13 protein-coding genes are annotated in these 22,792 nt (G+C 68.6%); 6 read left to right on the forward strand and 7 right to left on the reverse strand.

From position 1 onward, the window contains the following. The first annotated feature begins 26 nt into the window (after positions 1 to 26). The 6 genes from dapC (at position 27) to MRAB57_RS16610 (ending at position 15,945) form a co-directional block, all read left to right on the forward strand. Complete coding sequence (dapC, locus tag MRAB57_RS16585) at positions 27 to 1,127, forward strand: succinyldiaminopimelate transaminase (protein WP_077088321.1); 1,101 nt, start codon at positions 27 to 29, stop codon at positions 1,125 to 1,127. A gap of 73 nt (positions 1,128 to 1,200) precedes the next feature. Beyond that, on the forward strand, positions 1,201 to 3,567 hold the full coding sequence (locus MRAB57_RS16590) for an amino acid permease (RefSeq protein ID WP_077090635.1): 2,367 nt from the start codon (positions 1,201 to 1,203) through the stop codon (positions 3,565 to 3,567). Positions 3,568 to 3,603: 36 nt separating this feature from the next. Then, a complete protein-coding gene (locus tag MRAB57_RS16595) occupies positions 3,604 to 4,881 on the forward strand; it encodes an alpha/beta hydrolase (protein WP_077088322.1) in 1,278 nt (425 codons plus the stop codon). 243 nt (positions 4,882 to 5,124) lie between these two features. Then, positions 5,125 to 11,439 carry a sulfolipid-1 biosynthesis phthioceranic/hydroxyphthioceranic acid synthase gene (gene pks2 / locus MRAB57_RS16600; protein WP_077088323.1) on the forward strand — a complete coding sequence of 2,105 codons (6,315 nt, stop codon included), beginning with the start codon at positions 5,125 to 5,127 and terminating at the stop codon, positions 11,437 to 11,439. A 21-nt stretch (positions 11,440 to 11,460) separates the two neighbouring features. Beyond that, complete coding sequence (locus MRAB57_RS16605) at positions 11,461 to 12,879, forward strand: condensation domain-containing protein (protein ID WP_077088324.1); 1,419 nt, start codon at positions 11,461 to 11,463, stop codon at positions 12,877 to 12,879. 54 nt (positions 12,880 to 12,933) lie between these two features. After that, on the forward strand, positions 12,934 to 15,945 hold the full coding sequence (locus MRAB57_RS16610; protein ID WP_425436814.1) for an MMPL/RND family transporter: 3,012 nt from the start codon (positions 12,934 to 12,936) through the stop codon (positions 15,943 to 15,945). 4 nt (positions 15,946 to 15,949) lie between these two features. Here MRAB57_RS16610 and MRAB57_RS16615 read toward each other — a convergent pair whose 3' ends face one another. The 7 genes from MRAB57_RS16615 to stf0 all read right to left on the reverse strand — a co-directional run bounded on the left by MRAB57_RS16615 (position 15,950) and on the right by stf0 (position 22,771). Continuing rightward, positions 15,950 to 17,026, reverse strand: a complete 1,077-nt coding sequence (locus MRAB57_RS16615; RefSeq protein WP_077088326.1) for a PE-PPE domain-containing protein — start codon at positions 17,024 to 17,026, stop codon at positions 15,950 to 15,952. Between the two features lie 51 nt (positions 17,027 to 17,077). Next, on the reverse strand, positions 17,078 to 17,746 hold the full coding sequence (locus tag MRAB57_RS16620; RefSeq protein WP_077088327.1) for a GAP family protein: 669 nt from the start codon (positions 17,744 to 17,746) through the stop codon (positions 17,078 to 17,080). 80 nt (positions 17,747 to 17,826) lie between these two features. Continuing rightward, positions 17,827 to 18,948, reverse strand: coding sequence for a YeiH family protein (locus tag MRAB57_RS16625; protein ID WP_077088328.1), 1,122 nt, complete (start codon positions 18,946 to 18,948; stop codon positions 17,827 to 17,829). Between the two features lie 4 nt (positions 18,949 to 18,952). Then, entirely contained in the window at positions 18,953 to 19,081 is a 129-nt protein-coding gene (locus MRAB57_RS29420) for a hypothetical protein (RefSeq protein WP_281254375.1), read from the reverse strand. 56 nt (positions 19,082 to 19,137) lie between these two features. Beyond that, a complete protein-coding gene (cysC, locus tag MRAB57_RS16630) occupies positions 19,138 to 21,057 on the reverse strand; it encodes an adenylyl-sulfate kinase (protein ID WP_077088329.1) in 1,920 nt (639 codons plus the stop codon). Continuing rightward, the gene (gene cysD / locus MRAB57_RS16635; protein ID WP_077088330.1) at positions 21,057 to 21,971 is read right to left on the reverse strand and encodes a sulfate adenylyltransferase subunit CysD; all 915 of its coding nucleotides are present in this window, start codon (positions 21,969 to 21,971) and stop codon (positions 21,057 to 21,059) included. Before cysD ends, cysC begins: the two co-directional genes overlap by 1 nt. Continuing rightward, positions 21,968 to 22,771 carry a trehalose 2-sulfotransferase gene (stf0, locus tag MRAB57_RS16640; RefSeq protein WP_077090636.1) on the reverse strand — a complete coding sequence of 268 codons (804 nt, stop codon included), beginning with the start codon at positions 22,769 to 22,771 and terminating at the stop codon, positions 21,968 to 21,970. Before stf0 ends, cysD begins: the two co-directional genes overlap by 4 nt. Positions 22,772 to 22,792: the final 21 nt, after the last annotated feature.

The raw sequence follows: 22,792 nt of genomic DNA on the forward strand, positions 1-22,792 counted from the left end.
GGCAGCGCCCCGTGAGCCGGCCCAGTGTGTCGGCGTCTTTGCCGGAGTTCCCGTGGGACACGCTGGCCGATGCGAAAGCGCTGGCCGCGTCGCATCCCGGTGGAATCGTCGACCTGTCTGTCGGCACCCCGGTGGACCCGGTCGCGCCGCTGATTCAGGACGCGCTGGCCGCCGCGGCCTCCGCGCCCGGGTATCCGGCGACGGCCGGCACCCCCCGGCTGCGCGAATCGGTGGTCGCCGCGCTGGAACGCCGCTTCGGCATCACCGACCTGCCCGAGGCGGCCGTGCTGCCGGTGATCGGCACCAAAGAACTGATCGGCTGGTTGCCGACCCTGCTGGGTTTGGGGCCGGCGGATGCGGTCGTGGTGCCCGAGCTGGCCTACCCGACGTATGACGTCGGCGCGCGGCTGGCGGGCGCGCAACTGGTCCGCGCCGACTCGCTGACCCAGCTGGGCCCACAGTCGCCGGCCCTGATCTACCTGAACTCGCCGAGCAACCCCACCGGGCGGGTGCTGGGCATCGACCACCTGCGCAAGGTCGTCGGCTGGGCGCGCGAACGCGGCGTCCTGGTCGCGTCCGACGAGTGCTACCTGGGCTTGAGCTGGGACGCTGAGGCGCTTTCGGTGCTGCACCCCTCGGTGTGCGACGGCGACCACACCGGCTTGCTGGCCGTGCATTCGCTGTCGAAGAGTTCGTCGCTGGCGGGATACCGCGCGGGCTTCGTCGCCGGCGACCCCGACGTCGTCGCCGAGTTGCTGGCCGTGCGCAAGCACGCCGGGATGATCGTGCCGACGCCGGTGCAGGCCGCGATGGTGGCCGCACTGGACGACGACGACCACGAAAAGGTGCAGCGGGAGCGCTACGCGCGGCGACGGGGGATGCTGGCACCGGCCCTGCGCTCGGCCGGTTTCACCATCGACCTTTCCGAGGGCGGCCTGTATCTGTGGTCCAGTCGCGGCGAGCCTTGCCAGGACAGCGTCGCGTGGCTGGCCGCGCGGGGCATCCTGGTGGCGCCCGGCGACTTCTATGGCCCGGGCGGTGCCCGGCACGTCCGGGTCGCGCTCACCGCGACCGACGACCGCATCGCCGCCGCGGTCGAGCGGCTCGCCATACCCACGGCACCCTAGGCACGGCAGAATGCATCGGGAGGCACACCCACCTGCTTCCTAGGCGCTACACCGTCCCGTAAAGGATGTGGTCGTGACAACTTCGGCGAGCAGATCGCGCATCCCGTTGTCGGTAGAGGACATCGCCAAGCGCATCTTCCTGGGCAAGCCACTGATCACCGAGGATCTGTCGGGCGAGAAGCTGTCGAATCCCGTTGCCCTGGGCGCCCTTTCACCGGACGCGATCTCGTCCACCGCGTACGGCCCCGAGCAGATCCTGATCGAGCTGTTGCCGCACGCCGGGCTGGCGGCGTTCGCGTTGTTGCTGCCGGTCACGGGCGTCATCCTGCTGATCCTGGTGCTGGTGGCCGCGTCGTATCGGCAGGTCGTGATGGCGTACACGCGGGCGGGCGGGTCCTACATCGTGGCGCGGGAGAATTTCGGTCCCCGGGTGGCGCAGGTGGCCGCAGCGGCGCTGCTGATCGACTACGTCGTCACGGTGGCGGTGCAGTCGGCGGCCGGGACCGTTGCGGTGGTCTCGGCGATCCCCGCACTGGGCCCGCACAGCCTGCAGATCACGGTCGCCGTGGTGTTGCTGATCTGCCTGGCGAACCTGCGCGGTCTGAGGGAGGCGGGATGGCAGTTCGCCTTCGCGACGTACTTCTTCATCATCATGGTCGGGCTGACGATCGTGGTCGGTGTCACTCGCGTCGTCCTTGGCGACCTACCCGTTTACGACCCCACGCACCTGGCCGGCGCCGTGCCCGTGCACCAGGGCAACGGACTGGTGATGGGCGCGACGATCCTGACGTTGCTGCGCGCCTTCGCCAACGGCGGCTCGTCGCTGACGGGCGTGGAGGCCATCTCCAACACCGTCGATCTCTTCCGAAAGCCGCAGGGCCGCAACGCGCGCCGGGTGCTGACCGCGATGGCCACCATCCTCGGGGTGCTGCTGGCCGGCGTGGCGTTCCTGGCCTACATGACGCACGCGACGCCCTACCTCAGTGAGTATCCCTCGGTGCTGTCGCAGATCGGTCGCGCCGTGTTCGGCAACGGGACGATCGGCAACATCTTCTTCGTGCTCGTCCAGACCGCAACGGCAGCAATCCTTTTCACCGGCGCGAACACCAGCTTCAACGGGTTCCCGGCTCTGGCGAGCTTCGTCGCCGAGGACCGCTTCCTGCCGCGGCAATTGATGAAACGTGGTCATCGCCTTGTGTTTTCGAACGGCATCATCGCCCTGGCCGCGATGTCCGTGGCGCTGCTACTGGTAACCGGCGGCTCGGTCAACGCGCTGGTGCCGTTCTACGCGATCGGCGTGTTCACCGGATTCTCGATGGCCGGCTACGGCATGACCAAACACCATCTGACGGAGCGGGAATCGGGCTGGCGGCGCCGCCTGGCGATCAACCTGTCCGCAGGCATCCTGTCCACCATCGTGGTCGGAATCTTCGCGGTGGCGAAGTTCACCGAGGGTGCGTGGTTGGTCGTTGTCGTCTTTCCGATTCTGGTGTTCCTGCTGATCCGACTCAACCGCGAATATCGCGCCGAGGCGGCCATTCTCGAGATGTTCCGCACCGACCGACCCGAGTTGGTGAAGTATTCCCGGCACCGGGTGTTCGTTTTCGTGAACTCCGTGGACCTTTCGCTGCTCGAGGCGCTGCGCTACGGCAGGGGATTGCGGGCCGACGAACTCATCGCGGTGCACTTCATGGTCGACCCGGCGCTTGCCGCGCAGATCCGAAAGCGTTGGGACCACTTCGAATTGGATACCCGGCTGCGCGTCGTCGACTGCCCGGACCGCCGGATCATCCGGGCCGCGCAGCTGTTTGTCGCCAAGGCGCAGTCCGAACATCCCAACGCCAACGTCACCGTGCTGTTGCCGCGCCGTACCTACGCGCCGCTGATCGGGCGGTTGCTGCACGACCGCACCGCGGACAAGATCGCCAGGGCGGTCAGCCTGATCCCCGACGCCGCCGCGACGATCGTGCCCTACGACGTCCAGTCGCGGATCGAGGAGGCCTACCCGGACCGCTTCGAGCAGCGGGTCGCGCGCGAACTCGAGAAGTTCGGCGAATGGGTGACCCGCGGCGAAGACCAGGACGTGCAGGCGTACGAGCATCCCCGGTCGTCGGTGATCACGGTGGCGGGCCTGATCCCGGGAAACCGCGCCACCTTCGAGGGGCGGGTCAGCGAGGTCGAGGACGTCGCCAAGGGCCGACGCACCTTGCGCACAATCCTGGTCAGCGACCACAGCGGCGAGATCAGCGTGACGTTCAGGCCCGGGCATGGCGGCGCCGATGTCGTGCCGGGTCAGCTGCTGCGGATCACCGGCAAGCCCAGGCAGACCGGCAACCGGCCGATGTCGATGGTCGACCCGACCTACCACATCGTCGAGGATCCGGCTAACGCTGGGGGACCGGGTGATTCGGGCGACGGCGGCCACGACGGCGCGACGTAACGTGGGAAGACGGCGTGAGAAAGGGACGAGAAGACTGTGCTGAAGCGACTGGCGGCCGTGCTGGTGTCCGTGGTGAGTGTCGTGTTCACGCTCAACGGGTACCGGCCGTTGAGTAAGAACGGGTACGGCTCGGTATACGCGTTTGCCGACGGCGTGTTCGCGTCGGAACTTCCGATGCAGAGCTTGGGAGTCCAGGTGACCGCGTTGGCGGCGCTGTCGCGTCGGCTTCCGGCCCCGCTGCGCCGATTCTGTTGGGCGTTGACGGCGCTGTCCGGGCTGGGCCTGCTGGGCCTGCGGCAGCTCGGCCGGCGGGCCAACGAGCCGCTGACCGCCGCGCTGGATGCCGGCCTGGGTCCGCAACGCCGCCGCGAGTCGGGCGACCTGTGGAAGCGTCCGCTGCCGGGGGCCGCCACCGCGAAGAAACCGGGCGCGGCCCGGATGCTGCGGATCTATCGCGCCTACGCGCACGACGGCGACATCAGCTATGGCGAGTTCGGTTCGCGGAATTTTCTCGACATCTGGCGACGGCCCGACCTGGACCGCAACGGGCGGGCCCCGGTGTTGCTGCAGGTGCCCGGGGGTGCGTGGATGACGGGAAACAAACGCGGACAGGCACATCCGTTGATGAGCCACCTGGTCGAGCTGGGCTGGATCTGCGTGGCCATCAACTACCGGCTCAGCCCGCGCTCTACCTGGCCCGACCAGATCGTCGACGTCAAGCGCGCGATCGCCTGGACCAAGGAGCACATCGCGGCCTACGGCGGTGATCCCGATTGGATCGCGATCACCGGCGGCTCGGCGGGCGGGCACCTGTCGTCGCTGGCCGCGCTGACGCCCAACGATCCGCGGTTTCAGCCGGGCTTCGAAGACGCCGACACCCGGGTGGACGTGGCCGTGCCGTTCTACGGTGTGTACGACTTCACAGCAACCGGCGACGCCATCCATCCGATGATGGCGGCGATGGTGGCCAAGAACGTTTTCAAGCTAAGGCGCACCGAGATCGCCGAGCCGTTCCGGCAGGCCTCGCCGGTCGCGCACGTAAACCCCGACGCACCACCTTTTTTCGTGCTGCACGGCACCAACGACTCGCTGGTCCCGGTTCCGCAGGCCCGCGATTTCGTCGCGCGGCTGGGCGAAGTCAGCAGCCAGCCGGTGGTTTATGCCGAATTGCCTTGGGCGCAGCACGCTTTCGATATCTTCGGCTCGGCGCGAGCCGCACACGCCGCGGTTGCGGTCGAGCAATTCCTCGCCGAGATTTATAGCCGGCGGGTTACCGCCGAGCAAACACAGTCGACACCGGCCGCGGGGCACTGAGTAGCAATTGCAAACTGACAACACAGGTTTCAGCATGCCCGTGTCACGTAGGGTCGCCGCGACACGCTAGCTTATAGCCGCTAAGCTTGTTCGGCTTGGGTCAGTACGCTGGCCCCACAAATTGTGAATCCGGGGCGGATGCACGGGGGATGGCGCGGGTGATCGCGCTCGGGGCTTCCCTCGCATTCGCGTGGTCGTTAGCTGATTGCCCAATACGCGTGGGCGAAGATGGGGGATTGCGTTTTGCCTTCCGCAACTGTCACACCTGTTGCTGTTATCGGAATGGCCTGCCGACTTCCCGGAGGAGTCGATTCTCCGCAACGTTTGTGGCAAGCGTTGCTACGCGGCGACGACTTCATCGGCGAGATCCCCGCTGACCGCTGGGACGCGGACGCGTACTACGACCCCGAGCCCGGCGTGCCCGGCCGGTCGGTATCGCGATGGGGCGCCTTCCTGGACGACGTCGGCGGTTTCGACTGCGACTTCTTCGGCCTGACCGAGCGCGAGGCCACCGCGATCGACCCGCAGCATCGCCTGCTGCTGGAGACGTCGTGGGACGCGATCGAGCACGCGGGTCTGGACCCGGCGGCCCTGGTCGGTTCGCAGACCGGCGTCTTCGTGGGGCTGACCCACGGCGACTACGAGCTGTTGTCCGCCGACTGCGGCGCCGCCGAGGGGCCGTACGGATTCACCGGTACCTGCAACAGCTTTGCCTCCGGTCGCGTGTCCTACACGCTGGGCCTGCATGGGCCCGCGTCCACGGTGGATACCGCCTGCTCGTCGGGGTTGATGGCCGTACACCAGGCGTGCGGCAGCCTGGACACCGGCGAGAGCGACCTGGCCCTGGCCGGCGGCGTGGTGGTGATCCTGGAGCCGCGGAAGTCCGTCGCCGGATCCCTGCAGGGCATGCTGTCGCCCACCGGCCGCTGCCACGCCTTCGACGCCGCCGCCGACGGATTCACGTCCGGTGAGGGTTGCGTGGTGCTGATGCTCAAGCGGCTGCCCGACGCGCAGCGCGACGGCGATCGCATCCTCGCCGTCGTCCGCGGCACCGCGGCCAACCAGGACGGTCGCACCCCGAACATCGCGGCGCCGTCGGAGCAGGCGCAGGTCGCGGCCTACCGCAAGGCCCTGGCCGTCGGCGGCGTCGACCCCGCCACGGTCGGCATGGTCGAGGCGCACGGCACCGGCACCCCGGTCGGCGACCCCATCGAATACGCCAGCCTGGCAGCGGTTTACGGCACCGGGGGACCCTGCGCGCTGGCGTCGGTGAAGACGAACTTCGGCCACATGCAGTCGACGTCGGGCGCGCTGGGGATGATGAAGGCGATCCTCGCGCTACAACACGGCGTGGTGCCGCAGAACCTGCACTTCAACCGGCTGCCCGAGCAGGTGGCCGGAATCAGCACCGAACTCTTCGTGCCGCAGGCCAATACGCCGTGGCCGACCGACGGCGAGCACCCGCGGCGCGCGGCGGTCTCGTCGTACGGAATGTCGGGGACCAACGTGCACGCCGTGCTGGAACAGGCGCCGGAATCCGCGCCGGCGCCGGTGCCCGCGCACCCGGAGGGGCCGCTGCTGTTCTGTGTCTCGGCGACCTCGGCCGAGCAGCTGCGGGCGACGGCGGCCCGGCTGGCCGACTGGGTCGACGAGCACGGCGACGCTGCCGAGCTACGCGACCTGGGCTACACGCTGTCGCGCCGCCGGGCGCACCGGCCGGTGCGCACGGTGCTGCCGGCGGGCAGCTTCGGTGAGCTCAGCGCGGCGTTGCGCGAGGTGGCCGACGGCGAGCTGCCCTATCAGCCCGCCGTGGGCCAGGACGACCGCGGCCCGGTGTGGGTGTTCTCCGGGCAGGGTTCGCAGTGGTCGAAGATGGGCGCCGAATTGCTCGCCACGGAGCCGGTTTTCGCCGCGACCGTCGCCGCGATCGAGCCGGTGATCGCCAGGGAGTCGGGCTTCTCGGTGACCGAGGCCATGTCGGCGGCCGAGACGGTCAGCGGGATCGACCGCGTGCAGCCGACGATCTTCGCGATGCAGGTGGCGCTGGCCGAGACGATGAAGTCCTACGGCGTGCACCCCGGCGCGGTGATCGGGCACTCGCTGGGGGAGGCGGCCGCGGCCGTCGTCGCGGGCGCGCTGTCGCTCGAAGACGGGCTGAAGGTGATCTGCCGCCGCTCGCGGTTGATGAAGCGCGTCTCGGGCAGCGGCGCCATGGCGTCGGTGGAACTGCCCGGGCAACAGGTGTTGTCGGAGCTGTCCATGCGCGGCGTGTCCGACGTCGTGCTCGCGGTGGTCGCCTCGCCGACGTCGACCGTCGTCGGCGGCGACACCGAGTCGATCCGCAGCCTGGTGGCGATGTGGGAGCAGCAGGACGTGATGGCGCGCGAGGTGGCCGTCGACGTCGCCTCGCACACCCCGCACGTCGACCCGATCCTCGACGAGTTGGTCGAGGTCCTCGCCGACATCCAGCCCAGGGCGCCCGAGGTCCCGTACTACTCCGCCACCCTGTGGGATCCGCGCGAACAGCCGTCCTTCACCGCCGACTACTGGACCGAAAACCTGCGCTACACGGTGCGTTTCGCGGCCGCCGTGCAGGCGGCCCTCAAGGACGGGTTCCGCGTCTTCGGCGAGCTGTCGCCGCACCCGCTGCTCACCTACGCCGTCGAGCAGAACGCCGCCAGCCTGGACATGCCGATCGCGGCGCTGGCGGCCATCCGCCGCGAGCAGCAGCTGCCGTCCGGCCTGCGCGGGTTCGTCGCCGACGTGCACAGCGCCGGCGCCGCAGTGGACTTCGCCACGCAATACCCCGACGGGCGGTTGGTCGATGCGCCGCTGCCGACGTGGACTCGCCGCAAGCTGCTGCTGAGCCGGGAATCCACCGAGCAGCTCGCCGGCGCCTCGGTTCAGGCCGTGCACCCGCTGCTCGGTGCGCACGTGCATCTGCGCGAGGAGCCGGAGCGCCACGTCTGGCAGGGCCAGGTCGGCATCGAGGTACACCCGTGGCTCGCCGACCACCAACTGCACAGCGTGGCAACGCTTCCCGGCGCCGCCTACTGCGAAATGGCGCTGACCGCGGCGCGCACGATTCTCGGGGAGGTCTCCGAGGTGCACGACATCGCGTTCGAGGCGACGCTGTTGCTCGACGACCAGACGGTCGCATCGTCGGCGGCGACGATCTCGGCGTCCGGCGCGCACGAGTTCGCGGTCGACACGCACGAGGAGGGCCAGCGCGTTCGGCGGGCGAGCGCCGTCCTGCATGCGGGCACGGACGTGCAGCCGCCGCCGGTCCACGACATCGACGCGCTGTTCGCCAGCCACCCGTCCCGGGTGGACGGCGCCGAATTGCGGGAGGCCTTCGACAGCGTCGGCATCCAGTACGGTCCGGCCTTCTCGGGGCTGACCGCCGTCTACACCGCCGACGGGATCGACGGCACCGACGGCCAAGTCAGCACGGCGATCGCCGAAGTCGCGCTGCCCGGGGCCATCCGCTCCCAGCAGTCGGCCTACGTCGCGCACCCCGCGCTGCTCGACGCCTGCTTCCAGTCGGTCATCGTGCATCCCCAGGTGCAGAAGGCGGGCGCCGGTGGTCTGCTGTTGCCGGTGGGGGTGCGCAGGCTGCGCAACTATCACTCGACCCGCAACGCGCACTACTGCCTCACCCGGGTCACGGCCTCGCCGGCCGGCGAGTGCGAGGCCGACCTGGAGATCCTGGACCAGTCAGGAACGGTGCTGTTGAGCGTCGAGGGGCTGGAGCTGTCGGCCGGGGTTTCGGAGCACGAGCACGCCAATCGCCTGATGAACGAGCGGCTGTTCACGATCGAATGGGAGCCGCGCGAGCTGCCGGAGGCGACGCAGTTCGAGCCGGGCTCCTGGCTGCTGCTCGGTGCGTCCGAGGATGATTCGCTGACCGCGCGACTCGCCGAGACGTTGAATTCCGATGGTGCGCAATGCACTACCGCGCCGTTGCCGATCGGGCCGTTGGAGTCGGCGGACACGGCGACGCTGCGTGCGCTGCTCGATGGTGACGGACCGCAGGGACCCCGGCGCGGTGTCACCGGCGTGGTCGTGGTGACCGCGCCGCCCGCCGACGACGCCGACGAGTTGCGGCGCGGCCGCGATTACGTCTCGCAGCTGGTCGGGATCGCCCGGGAGCTGGCGGAGCTGCCGGGGGAGGTGCCGCGGCTGTTCGTCGTGACGAGGAACGCGGCCACCGTGCTCGACGAGGACCTGGCCAACCTCGAGCAGGCCGGGCTGCGCGGCCTGATCCGGGTGATCGACTCCGAGTATCCGCATCTGAGCGCCACCCAGATCGACGTGGACGACGACGCCGACGCCGACGCCGCGCAGCTGTCCAGGCAGTTGCAGGGCGGGTCGGAAGAGGACGAAACCGCTTGGCGCAGTGGGGATTGGTACACCGCGCGCCTGCGGTCGGGCCCGCTGCGGCCCGGCGAGCGGCTCACCACGATCGTCGACCACGAGCGTGACGGGATGCGGTTACAGGTCCGCGCCCCCGGCGACCTGGAGTCGCTGGAGTTCATCGCGTTCAACCGGGTCGCACCCGGGCCGGGCGAGATCGAGGTCTCGGTGAGCGCGTCCAGCGTCAACTTCGCCGACGTGCTCGTCGCCTTCGGCCGGTATCCCACCTTCGAGGGATATCGGCAGCAGTTGGGCATCGACTTCGCCGGTGTGGTGACCGCGGTCGGGCCGGGCGTCACCGGGCATCGGGTCGGCGAGCGCGTAGCGGGCTTGTCCCGCAACGGTTGCTGGAGCACGTTCGTGACGTGCGACGCCCGTCTCGCCGTCGCGCTACCGCACGAGGTTCCACTGGCCGACGCCGCCGCGATACCGACCGCGGCCGCGACCGCCTGGTACGGCCTGCACGATCTGGCCCGGATAGCGTCGGGCGAGAAGGTGCTGATCCACTCGGGCACCGGCGGGGTCGGGCAGGCGGCGATCGCGATCGCCCGCGCCGCGGGGTGTGAAATCTTCGCGACGGCGGGCAGTCCGCAGCGCCGAGAGATATTGCGCGACATGGGCATCGAGCATGTCTACGACTCGCGTAGCACCGATTTCGCCGAGCAGATCCGCGAGGACACCGACGGCTACGGCGTCGACGTCGTGCTCAACTCGCTGCCCGGTGCCGCGCAGCGCGTGGGGGTCGAATTGCTGGCCTTCGGCGGGCGGTTCGTCGAGATCGGCAAACGCGACATCTACGGCGATACTCGGCTGGGGCTGTTCCCGTTCCGGCGCAACCTTTCTCTGTACGCCGTCGACCTGGCGTTGCTGACGCACACCCACCCGGAGGTCGTCCAGCGGCTGCTCACCACGGTCTACCGGCACACGGCCGACGGGCTGTTGCCGCTGCCACCGATCACGCACTACCCGGTTGCCGATGCCGCCGCGGCGGTCCGCCTGGTCGGGGCCGCGGGGCACACCGGCAAGGTGCTGCTCGACATTCCGCATACCGGATCCAGCGTGGCCGTGGTTCCGCCGGAGGAAAAGCCGGTGTTCCGCCGCGACGGCGCCTACATCGTCACCGGCGGATTGACCGGCCTCGGGCTGTATTTGGGTGGCGAGATGGCCGCGACCGGTTGCGGACGCATCGTGCTGAATTCGCGTTCGAAGCCCAACGAACAGGCGCAGGAGGCCATCGAGTCGCTGCGCGCGCAGGGCGCCGACATCCAGGTGGAGTGCGGTGACGTCGCCGACCCCGGGTTCGCCGAACGCCTGGTGACGGTGGCGACCGAGTCCGGCCTGCCGCTGCGCGGCGTGCTGCATTCGGCGGGGGTGGTCGAGGACGCGACGCTGTCCAACGTCACCGAAGACCTGATCGACAGGTGTTGGGCGCCAAAGGCTTACGGCGGGTGGAACCTGCATAAGGCCAGCGCCGAGCAGCCGCTGGACTGGTTCTGCACGTTCTCGGCGGCGGCCGCGCTGGTGGGCTCGCCGGGGCAGGGCGCGTACGCGGCGGCCAACAGCTGGCTGAATTCATTTGCGCACTGGCGCCGCGCCCAGGGCCTGCCGAGCACCGCGATCGCCTGGGGGGCGTGGGCCGAGGTCGGCCACGTGCGCGCCAAGGAGATGGCCGAGGAGTATGGCGTGGCGATCGCGCCCGGTGAGGGCTATCGCGCATTCCAGGAGTTGGTGCGCTACAGCCGCCCGTACTCCTGCTACGCGCCGATTATGGGCTCAGCGTGGCTGAACTCGTTCGCACAACGCAGCCGCTTCGCCGAAGCGTTCCAGTCCATGGCGAACGGCCAAGCGGATAAAGGAAAGTTCCTCGCCGAGCTGAAGGCGGCGCCGCAAGACGAGTGGCCCGGCATGATCCGGCGGCTGATCTCGGATCAGATCAGCCTGCTGCTGCGTCGCACCATCGATCCGGACCGGCCGCTATCCGAGTACGGCCTGGACTCGCTGGGCAACCTGGAATTGCGCACCCGGATCGAAACGGAGACCGGAGTGCGTATCAGTCCCACGAAGATCACCACCGTTCGTGGTCTGGCAGAGCACCTCTGCGAGGAGTTGGCGACAACGGAAGCTGCGTTGGCGACCAGCTGACGCGAGGCGAGGGAGAGCACATTGCGGGTAGGGCCGCTGACAGTTGGAACGCTGTTCGATTGGGAACCCGTCCCGGGTGACACCATCTCGTGGCAGCCGACGCCGGCGACGCTCGAGAAGGTGGCCGCCGCGCCGGTCAGTTCGGTACCGGTCAGCTACATGCAGGCGCAGCACATCCGCGGCTACGTCGAGCAGAAGTCCAAGGGGCTGGACTATTCGCGGCTGATGATCATCAGCAGCGACCAACCCGGCCGGTGCGACCTGCGCGCAGTGAATTACATTGTCAACGCCCATCTTCGGCGGCACGACACGTATCGCAGCTGGTTCGAGCACACCGACGACGACCGCATCGTCCGGCGCACCCTCGCCGATCCGGCGGACATCGAATTCGTGCCCACCAAACACGGCAAGCTGACGCTGGACGAAATTCGGGACCTCGCGGTGGCCACACCGGACCCGTTGCAGTGGGGCTGCTTTCAGTTCGGCGTCATCCAGAGCGACGACCACTTCACCTTCTACGCCAGTGTCGACCACGTGCACGTGGACGCGATGATCGTCGGCGTCACGCTGATGGAGTTCCACATGATGTACGGCTCGCTGGTCGGCGGGGGCGCACCCATCGAGCTGCCGCCGGCGGGCAGCTACGACGAATTCTGCCTCCGGCAGCGGCATTTCACCGAGTCGCTGACCGCGCAGTCCCCGCAGGTTCGCGCGTGGACGCAGTTCGCCGAGAGCAACGGCGGTAGCCTGCCCGAGTTCGCCCTGCCGCTGGGGGACCCGTCGCAGCCCAGCCAGGCCGACATCGTCACCATGACGATGCTGGACGAGCAGCAGACCGCGCAGTTCGAATCGATCTGCCGGGATGCCGGTGCGCGATTCATCGGCGGCGTGCTGGCCTGCTGCGGCCTGGCCGAGCACGAATTGACCGGAGCGCACACGTATTACGGGCTCACACCGCGCGACACTCGTAAGACCGCGGCCGACGCGCTCACCCAGGGCTGGTTTACCGGCCTGATCCCGATCACGGTCCCCATCGCGGATTCCTCGTTTGAGGAAGCCGCGCGCGCCGCGCAGCAATCGTTCGACGCCGACGTGCATTTGGCCGAGGTGCCCTACGAGCGCGTGATGGAGCTGGCGCCGACGGTGCACAAGCCGCGGCCAAACTTCCCGGTGATCAACTTCCTCGACGCGGGCACCGCCCCTCTTTCGGTGTTGCTGACCGCGGAACTGGACGGGCTCAACATCGGCGTCTACAGCGACGGTCGCTACTCGTACCAGATGTCGATCTATGTGATCCGGGTCGAGCAGGAGACCGCGGTGACGGTGATGTACCCGGACAACCCGGAGGCGCAGGAGTCGGTGGCGCGCTACCTGGAGGCGTTGAAGTCCGTGTTCTCCCGTGTGGCCGAGAGCGGGCACTGGCGGCGGAATGTCGCCTGACAGAACGCAGTACGAACGGCCGGAGGTGTAGTCATCTTTGGTCGGCTAGGCGAGCTGGTATCACGGCGGCCGTGGATTGTGATCGGGTGCTGGATAGCGCTGGCCCTGGTGCTGCCCATGGCGGTGCCCTCGCTGACCCAGATGTCGCAGCGGCACCCGGCCGCGTTGCTGCCGGCCGATGCGGTGTCGGTCGTGACGGCGAAGAAGATCAGCAAGGCGTTCGGCGAAGCCGGGTCGGAGAACGTGCTGATCGTGCTGCTGACCGACGACAAGGGGTTGAGCCCGGCCGACGAGAACGTGTACCGCGGCCTGGTGGATCGCCTGCGTCACGACACCAAAGATGTCGTGATGCTGCAGGATTTCATCAGCACCCCGCCGCTGCATGACCTGTTGGCCAGCAAGGACAACAAGGCGTGGATCCTTCCGGTCGGCCTCTCCGGCGAGCTGGGCACACCCGAGTCCTACCGTGCCTACAACGACGTCGCGGGCATGGTCGACGACACCCTGAAACATGGCCCAAACGGATTGCGGGCCAACCTGACCGGGCCGGCCGGCACCGTCGCGGACCTGACCGACGCCGGGGCGCGCGATCGGGTCGCGATCGAGCTCGCGATCATGGTGCTGCTGGTGGTGATCTTGATCGTCATCTACCGCAGCCCGGTCACGATGCTGTTGCCGCTGGCCACCATCGGTGCGGCCCTGGTGATCGCGCAGGCGGTGGTCTCCGGTGTCTCGGCGCTGACCGGGATGGCGGTGTCCAACCAGACGATCGTGCTGCTGTCCGCGATGATCGCAGGCGCCGGAACGGATTACGCGGTATTCTTCATCGGCCGGTATCACGATTATCTACGGCTCGGCGACGATTCGGATCGCGCGGTCAAACGGGCCGTGGTCTCGATCGGGAAGGTGATCGCCGCCTCCGCCGGGACGGTCGGAATCACGTTCCTCGGCATGGGTTTCGCCAAGCTCGGGTTGTTCTCCACCGTCGGCCCGGCGCTGGCCATCGCGATCGGCGTGGCATTTCTGGCCGCGGTGACGCTGCTGCCCGCGATCGTGATGGTGGCCGGGCGGCGTGGCTGGGTGGGGCCACGCGGTGAACACGGCGCCGCGTTTTGGCGGCGAGCCGGGGTGCGCATCGTGCGGTGGCCGGCCCGGTATCTGGCCGCCAGCTTGGCAATCTTGATCGCGCTGGCCAGCTGTACCGCGTTGACGCACTTCAACTACGACGACCGCAAGCAGCTGCCCGCCGCCGCCGGGAGCTCGGTCGGTTACGCCGCGCTGGAGCACCACTTTCCGGTGAATCAGACGATTCCCGAATACCTGCTGATCCAGTCTCCCGACGATTTGCGCAATCCGCTTGCGCTCGCCGACCTGGAGCAGATGGCGCAGCGGATCAGCCAGATCCCGGGTGTGGCCGCGGTCCGCGGTGTCACGCGGCCCACCGGGCAGCCGCTGGAACTGGCCAGGGCCACGTATCAGGCGGGCCAGGTGGGCAAGCAGCTCGGCGCGGGGGCCAACCAAATCACCGACCACGCTGGCGATCTCAACCGGCTGGCGTCGGGGGCCGGGCAGTTGGCCGACAAGCTCGGCGACGTACGCACCCAAGTCGGCCAGGCCCTCGGGGGCGTCGCCAGCCTGGTCGACGCGCTGGCGTCGGTCCAGAAGGCGTTCGGCGGTAGCAAGACGCTTGGCGAAATCGATACCGCCGCAAGGCTGGTCAGCAGCATCCGGGCGCTCGGTGACATGCTGCAGATCAACTTCTCGGGCGCCATGAACAACTTCGACTGGGTCGACGCCGTGGTCGCCGCCCTGGACGCCAGCCTCGTCTGCGACGCCAATCCCGTGTGCGGTTCCGCGCGCGCCCAGTTCCATAAGCTGATCACCGCGCGCGACGACGGCACGCTGGCCAAGATCTCCGGCCTATTCCGGCAATTGCAATCGGCGCAGTCCTCCCAGACGCTGGCCGCGACGGTGAACGGCCTGAGCCGAACGCTGCAGGGCGCCGCCGGCTCGCTGCACAACCTGGGGCTGGACAACCCGGGCGCCGCGCGATCAAAGATCGCCTCGGTGGAAAAGGGTGCCAACGACCTGGCCAGCGCGGGCCGTCAGGTGGCCGACGGCGTGCAGCTGCTCGTCGACGAGACCAAGCGAATGGGCGTGGGGCTGGGCCGGGCCTCGGAATTTCTGATCGATATGGGCCAGGACGCGTCGCAGCCGTCGATGGCCGGATTCAACATCCCCGCTCGCGCCCTGGCTACCGAGGACTTCAGAAAGCTTGCTCAGTCATTCATTTCGCCGGATGGGCACTCGGCACGCTATTTCATCCAGACCGGCCTTGACCCGTTCAGCACCGCCGCCATGAACCAGGTGAACAAGATCCTGCACACCGCCAGGGGCGCGCAACCGAACACCACGCTGTCCACCGCCTCGATATCGCTGTCGGGATACCCGGTCACGCTGCGCGACACCAGGGACTACTACGACCACGACATCCAACTCATCGTCATGGTGACCATCGCCGTCGTGCTGCTGATCCTCATCGCGCTGCTGCGCGCGGTCGTGGCGCCGCTGTACCTGGTCGGGTCGGTGATCCTGTCGTGCCTCTCGGCGGTCGGCATCGGCGTCGTGGTGTTCCAGATCATCCTGGGGCAGGAATTGCATTGGAGCGTACCCGGATTGGCGTTTGTCGTGCTGGTCGCCGTGGGCGCGGACTACAACATGCTGCTCGCGTCGCGGTTGCACGACGAATCCGCGTTCGGGGTGCGCACCGGCGTCATCCGTACCGTGCGTTCCACCGGGGGAGTCATCACGGCGGCCGGCCTGATCTTCGCCGCGTCGATGTTCGGCCTGCTGTTCTCCAGCATCGGAGCCGTCATCCAATCGGGCTTCGTGATCGGCGTGGGAATCCTGGTCGACACGTTCGTCGTGCGCACCATCACCGTTCCCGCCATCGCCGCACTGCTCGGGCGGGCGAGTTGGTGGCCCGAACGGCGCTGGTGGCCCGAACGGCGGCCTAAGCGAAAACCCAAGAAGCGGACCGTATTCGACGCGGTGGCCGAGGCCTAATCCGTCAGCCGGGGGGCGGCGGCAGGATCCCGCGCAGCTGCGCGAAGGCGTTCTCGATCGAATCGCGGGTGGCCGGGTCAAGGCTGCCCACCGGGTCCATGCCGTGCACGGGGTCCACGGAGGTGGGCCGCTCGAGCAGATTGTCGTTGCGCGAGTAGCCCGCATCGACCTGCGGCTGCAGGATCGCGTCGATCTGGTTCACCAGGCCGTCGGACCAACCCAGGTAGCGCAGCGGCAGCGTCAACGGAAGATGGTTCACCGGAATCAGATACGACGTCGTCTTCGCCCCGCGCGAGTTGACCGTGGTCCGCTGGTTCTGCGGGGGCACGTCGCCGGGACTGGTGAACGCGGCCGGGGTGTGCACGATCGCCGACCCGACCAGCGCGTTGGCGTCGGCCAGCAGATTGTCCGGACGGTCGGGGAAATCGGAGAGGCCGTCGTAGGAGGCGATGACGCGGTTGGTGTCGTATTGGCTTTCGACCGGCCGCGGCATCGTGTAGTCGATGAACGGCACGTAGTCGCCGGGCTTGAAGATGCCGGCGAGGAAGCCGGCGCCGAACGCGTGCGTTCCCATCGGATCACCAATCGTGGTGAACTGCAGCTTGTCTGGCGGTGGCGCCGACGGGTCGTGGGCCAACCGCACCCGTTCCTGGTCGAGGGCCAGCGTGCCCTGCGACAGCCCGACGGCGGCCGCAGGCTCGTTTCCGCGGCGGATCGCCTGATCCAGGCTGTTCGTGGCCTGATCGGCGGCCTGGCCGATCGTCACGTTGTCGCGCTTGCCCGGGAAGAGCTCCTGCGGCACCCAGCTGAACGGCGCGCCGGCCGGGTAATCGATGAGGTCGCGTTTGGCGTTGGGGAAGTATCCGGAGCCGGCGCGATTGGTGTAGTCGTACCAGGGGATGCCCGGCGCCCGCGCACCGCCCAGTGCGTAAACAACTTTCGCGTTGGCGTCGTCGCCGATCGGGGATGGCGTGGGGGGCAGCCAGGGGAATCCTGGGTCACTCGTTGCGATGCCGCTTCCGAGTCCACCGACCGAACCGACCAGCAAGGTGGCGAGCGCTCCAGCGACTAGCTGCTTCATCTGCGTGTGTCTCCCCCGAGTATCTCTCGTCCACAGTACTGCACGCGCGTCCTAACGACCCGCCGTGCCGACGGCGAGCAGGACGCAGCCGGCCGCGGCCAGCACACACGCAACCTCGAGCCGGCGGCGCGACCGAATCCACGTGTGCAGGGCGGTCATCGACGCGTGTGTCTGCCGCGGCGCCAGCACATACGCGAACAGCGGGACCTCCACCAGCGCGAAGGCCACCACAAGGAAGATCACCAGCGCGGACACCTGGGTCAGGGCCGCGGTGCCGGAAGCCACGATGACGGCCAACGCGGCCAGGTAGTCCACGGACGGCAGCGCGATCCCGACACCGGCCAGACCGGCCACCCACAGCGAACGTCCGCTGAGCAGCTGCCGCACCCGGGGCGAGAACCGCTCGGATGCGGCAGCTTTCGGTGCGCCTGCCCGTCGGCTCGTCACGACCTGCCCGGCCAGCACCGCGGCCACCAGCAGGGCCAGCGAGCCGATCAGGATCTGCACGCCCGGCAGGCTGACGTGCGACGCGATCGGCACGGTGCGCTGCAGTAGGAACAGGACGACCAGGCCCACGCTCATCCCCATCGCGAAACCGCCGCACAGGAACGCGAGCAGTTGGCGCATCGGTTGGGGCCGGTTCAGCATCAAAACCGTCATGCCGATCCGGAACGGCTCGAGGCTCATGCCCACGGCCATTACCAGGATGGTGATCCACATGGCGGGGCGTCAGGCGGCTATCGGTGTCGATTGCCGCCGCCCCACCCGCGCCACGTTACCGTGCCGCTATTGCGGCCACGCTAGGCGCTTATGCCCCAATGCAATACACGCGAGGTGAGCAGGACGATGCCGAGGGAGACGACTGCAACGACGGTGAGCCCGATCACGGCAACGACGAGCGGGCGCCAGCCGGTGCGCGCGATTTGGCGGATGTCGGTATTGAGCCCGACGCCGGCAAAGGTGAGCAGGAACGCCCACTTCGACACGTTGGCGAGGTTGGCGGTCTGCCCTTTGCTGAGCCAGTGCGCGGTCGCGATCGCCGATACCGCCAAAAAGCCGAGCACGAACTTCGGGAACTTGTCCCAGATGAACGCGGCCTTGGCCGTCGCGCCGGGCGCGATCTCGTCGGCCTGCCCGCGCCCCGCCCAGTACAGGGCGAAGCCGAGCACGACGAACCCGATCAGCGCGTTGCGGGTCGACTTCACCAGCACGGCGATCTTGCCGGCGTGGTCGGAGAACAGGTAGCCGGTCGCGGTGGTCTCGGCGGTGTTGTCCACCGCTAGGCCCGCCCACAGGCCGAACTCGCCGTCGGTCAGGCCGATCGCGTGTCCCAGCGGCGGCAACACGAACAGCGATACCGCGCCCAACGCCAGGATCGCCGCGATGGCGTAGCCGACATCGGAGTTGCGGGCGCGGATCGCGCCCTTGGCGGCGATGATGGCCGACACCCCACAGATCGACGTCCCGATCGCCAGCAGCGAGCCCAACTTGCCGGACAGCCCGAAGGCGCGGGCGGCCAGGATGATGATGGTCCCCGCGATCGTCATGTCCACCAGGATCTGGACCAGGCTCAGCCCGCCGAGCTTGATGATGTCGCCGAGCACGAACCGCGCGCCGAGCACCACGATGCCGACCTTGAGCCAGAATTCGTAGGTCAGCACGCCGGGGCGAAAGATCCGATGCAGGCCGACGGTGTTGGTGATCAGCAGCCCAATCACGATGGCCCACAACACATATTCGATGTCGGGCCCCCGCCAGTGCTCGTGTTTTGCCAGCGCGTTCCACCAGATCTGGGCGTACTTGCCCAGCAGCCCCACCCCGACCAGCAGCAGGATGCCCGGCACGTAGTCCAGGGGCCGGCGGCTGGTGAAGGTGTCGGTCAGTTCCTCGGGCTCGACCGACTCGATGTCCGTGGTGCTCACGCGGTCACCACGGAATCTTCGGGAGCACGTCGGCCACCGCGAGCGCGGTGATCACGCCGGCGACCAGGGTCGCCCACCAATCCACGGATATCGAGCCGATTCGCTCGTGCCAGCCGCCTGCGCCGTTCGTCACGCGTCACATATTTGCTGGACCGGCCGCGCGGACCAAGTGATTAGATCGCCCTGAATCTAGCTTGGCGGCCGGGGACTGCGCTCGTTGAGCAGGTCGATGACCTGGGCGACCAGCTCGTCGATGTCGGCGCCGGTGGTGTCGATGACGAGGTCGGCGGCCTCCGGCGGCTCGTAGGGTGCGTCCACCCCGGTCAGCCCCTTGAGTTCGCCGCGGCGGGCCCGGGCGTACAGGCCCTTGGGGTCGCGGCGCTCGCATTCGGCGACCGAGGTGGCCACGTGCACCTCGATGAACGGCAGCTTGGCCGCGTTGTTGAGGGCGCGGGCGGTCTCGCGGTCGGACTTCAGCGGCGACACCAGCGAGGCCAGCGCGACCACCCCCGCGTCGGCCAGCAGCCGCGTCAAATGCCCGACGCGCCTGATGTTTTCGGTGCGGTCGCCGGGGGAGAAGCCCAGGTCGTCGGAGAGGCCGTGGCGCAGGTTGTCGCCGTCGAGCAGGTAGGCCACCCGCCCAGATTCGACGAGTGCACGCTCGACGGCCACCGCGACCGTCGACTTGCCGGAGGCGGGCAGCCCGGTGAACCAGATCGTCGCGCCGGCCTGTGCGGTGGTGCGCCACCGGTGGCTGCGGTCCAGCGCCGACGGATGCCAGCGGATGTCGGTGCGCGGGTGGCTGCCCGGTTTGATCTCCCGCGCCTCGATGATGGTGCCGGCACCGACGGTGTCGTTGGTTGTCTCGTCGATCAGGATGAACGCGCCGCTGTCGCGGTTGTCGCTGTAGGCGTCGGCGATGACGACCGAGCTGGTGCGTAGCGTCACGGTGCCGATGTCGTTGAGCGTCAACTCAACTGGCTGATCGAGCTCGTCGAGCGTCTCGGGGTCCAGGCGCGAGTGCAGCTCCTGCACGGTGGCCCGGACGGTCTTGGACGTTTGCTTCAGCGCCAGCCGGTCGCCGGCCCGCAGCGGGGAATCGACGAACCAGCACACCGTCGCATCCAGCTCGCGGGCCAGCACCGGCGCGTCCGCGTCCTCGGCGCCGCTGACCAGCACGTCGCCGCGGCCCACGTCGATGTCGTCGGCCAGTTCGATCGAAACCGAAAGCGGCGCAACGCCTGTGCTGCGGTCGTCGTCGAGGGTGTCCAGGGCGGTGACCGTCGAGCGGGTGCCGGCGGGCAGCGAGATCACCGGGTCGCCGACGGACAGCGTTCCGGCTGCCAGCCGCCCGGTGTAGCGGCGCCGCACGTCGGCGGTGGGCCGTGACACCCACTGGATGGGCAGCCGCAGCCGCGACGGCTCGGCATTGGGCGCGGCGAGTTCGATGCCCTCGAGGTACTCCAGCAGGGTGGGGCCGCCGTACCAGGGCGTGCGGTCGGAGCGGTGCACCACATTGTCACCGTGCTTGGCCGCGATCGGGATCACCGTGATGTCCACCTCGCCCAGCCGCGCCGCCAGTTGGCGCAGCTCGTTTTCCACGCCGACGAAGCCGTCCTGGTCGAAGTCGATGAGGTCGATTTTGTTCACGGCGGCGACAAAGTGCTTGATGCCCAACAGTTTTGCGATGCGGGCGTGCCGCCGGGTCTGCCGCAGCACCCCGGCGCGCGCGTCGACCAGCAGGATGGCCGCGTGCGCATTGGACGCGCCGGTGAACATGTTGCGGGTGTAGCGCTCGTGGCCGGGGGTGTCGGCCAGGATGTAGCTGCGGGTGGTGGTGGAGAAGAAGCGGTAGGCGACGTCGATCGTGATGCCTTGCTCGCGTTCGGCGCGCAGCCCGTCGGACAGCGCCGCGAGGTCGGCGATCCCCTCTTCGTCGGTGACGGCCTCGAGGTGGTCGAGCGGCAGGCTGTCGGTGTCGTGCAGCAGCCGCCCGATCAGGGTGCTCTTGCCGTCGTCGACCGAACCTGCGGTGGCGATGCGCAGCAGCTGGCGCGTTACGTCCTTGGCTGGCAATACCTTTTCGGCAGCCTTCTCGGTGCTGGTCATCAGAAGTAGCCCTCTCGCTTGCGGTCTTCCATCGCGGCCACCGAGGTGCGGTCGTCGGCGCGCGTCTCGCCGCGCTCGGACACCGTGGCCGCGGAGATCTCGGTGATCACCCGGGCGATGTCGGTGGCCTCCGAGCGCACCGCCCCGGTGATGGTCAGGTCGCCCACGGTGCGGTAGCGAACCCACTCCGTCGCCGAGGTCTCGCCGTTTTGCGGGCTGGCGTATTCGGAGACGGCCAGCAGGATGCCGTCGCGCTCGAACACCTCGCGCTGGTGTGCGTAGTAAATCGACGGTATTTCAAGGCCTTCCAGCTCGATGTAGCGCCAGATGTCCAGCTCGGTCCAGTTGGACAGCGGGAACACCCGGACCTGTTCGCCCTTCTTGATGCGGCCGTTGTACAGCGACCACGGCTCGGGGCGTTGGGCGCGGGGGTCCCACTGGCCGAACTCGTCGCGGAAACTCAGGATCCGCTCCTTGGCGCGGGCGCGTTCCTCGTCGCGGCGCGCACCGCCGAAGGCGGCGTCGAAACCGCCGGCCTCCAGTGCGTCGAGCAGCGTGCGGGTCTGGGCGCGGTTGCGGGACGCGGTCGGGCCGGGGTCGGGCACCCGGCCCTTATCGATGGATTCCTGGACCGAGGCGACGATCAGCTTGTGGCCCTGACCGGTCACCCGGCGGTCGCGGAATTCGATCACCTCGTCGAAGTTGTGGCCGGTGTCGACGTGCATGACGGGGAACGGCAGCGGTATCGGTCGAAACGCCTTCTCCGCGAGGCGAAGCAGCACGATCGAATCCTTGCCCGCCGAGAACAGCAGGACCGGCCGCTCCAGCTCGGCGACGACTTCGCGGATGATGTGCACCGCTTCGGCTTCCAGCAGCCGCAGTTCGTCGACGCGCCTTTCTTCGATCACCGTCATGTCGGCAGCCCCTCCCTTTCGGCGTCCACCCGATATCGGTCTACCCATTCGTCGGACCGTTTGTCGGCCTGACGCTCCAGCACCGGCTCGGGCGCGAGGTTGGGATCCATCCCCAGCGACTCGAGGACGGAGCCCACCACCGAGGTGAGATTGCGCCACAGCACCGGATACGGAATCTCCATGGGTTTGACGTTTTCTTCGGCGAACCAATTCCGCCAGCCCACTTCCTGGGCCCGCAGCATCGTGATGACGTGCGCGATGGCCCCGGCGTGGTAGGTGGCCCGCGCGTCGCGGACCGGGTCGGGCCGGCCCCGCCACACCCGGGTCTGCACCGCCCGCCAGAACGACACCGCCTGCGACACCACGTCGGGCCGGTAGACGTAGACCAGCAGCGGGTCTTCGCCGACGACGTCGCGGATCGCCGACAGCAGCCCGTCGCCGGACCGGTCGGGCAGGCCGCTGGCGCGCTGCAGCAGCAGCGGCGTCTGGTTCCACATCAGCTTGCCGCCCCACACACCGTTGGGCGTCCTGCCGACCGTGCGGATGTAGTCGCGCCAGATCTCGGCCGGCGCCAGGTCGGGCTTTCCCTCGTCCAGCGGATCGAGCAGGCTCAGGATCGAGTCATCCCCGACGCCGGCGAACCACTCCCGCGGCTGCGGGGACTGACTGGTGGTCGGCAGGTACTGAAAGAACTCTTGGGGCTCGCCGGCGACGCCGGTGGCGCGCAGCGATTCGACGAGCAGCGTGCTGCCGCTGCGCTGCGAGGCCAACACGAGATAGGACGACGGGCTTTCGGGCACCAGCAAAGCCTAGCCGCAGGC

The sequence above is a fragment of the Mycobacterium rhizamassiliense genome, assembly GCF_900157375.1.
Lineage (GTDB): Bacteria > Actinomycetota > Actinomycetes > Mycobacteriales > Mycobacteriaceae > Mycobacterium > Mycobacterium rhizamassiliense.

What these genes read in the sequence shown, in the direction of transcription:
- MRAB57_RS16615 (WP_077088326.1), bottom strand. Translation starts at nt 17,026, where the DNA reads ATGAAGCAGCTAGTCGCTGGAGCGCTCGCCACCTTGCTGGTCGGTTCG.
- MRAB57_RS16620 (WP_077088327.1), bottom strand. Translation starts at nt 17,746, where the DNA reads ATGTGGATCACCATCCTGGTAATGGCCGTGGGCATGAGCCTCGAGCCG.
- cysC (WP_077088329.1), bottom strand. Translation starts at nt 21,057, where the DNA reads ATGACCAGCACCGAGAAGGCTGCCGAAAAGGTATTGCCAGCCAAGGAC.
- cysD (WP_077088330.1), bottom strand. Translation starts at nt 21,971, where the DNA reads ATGACGGTGATCGAAGAAAGGCGCGTCGACGAACTGCGGCTGCTGGAA.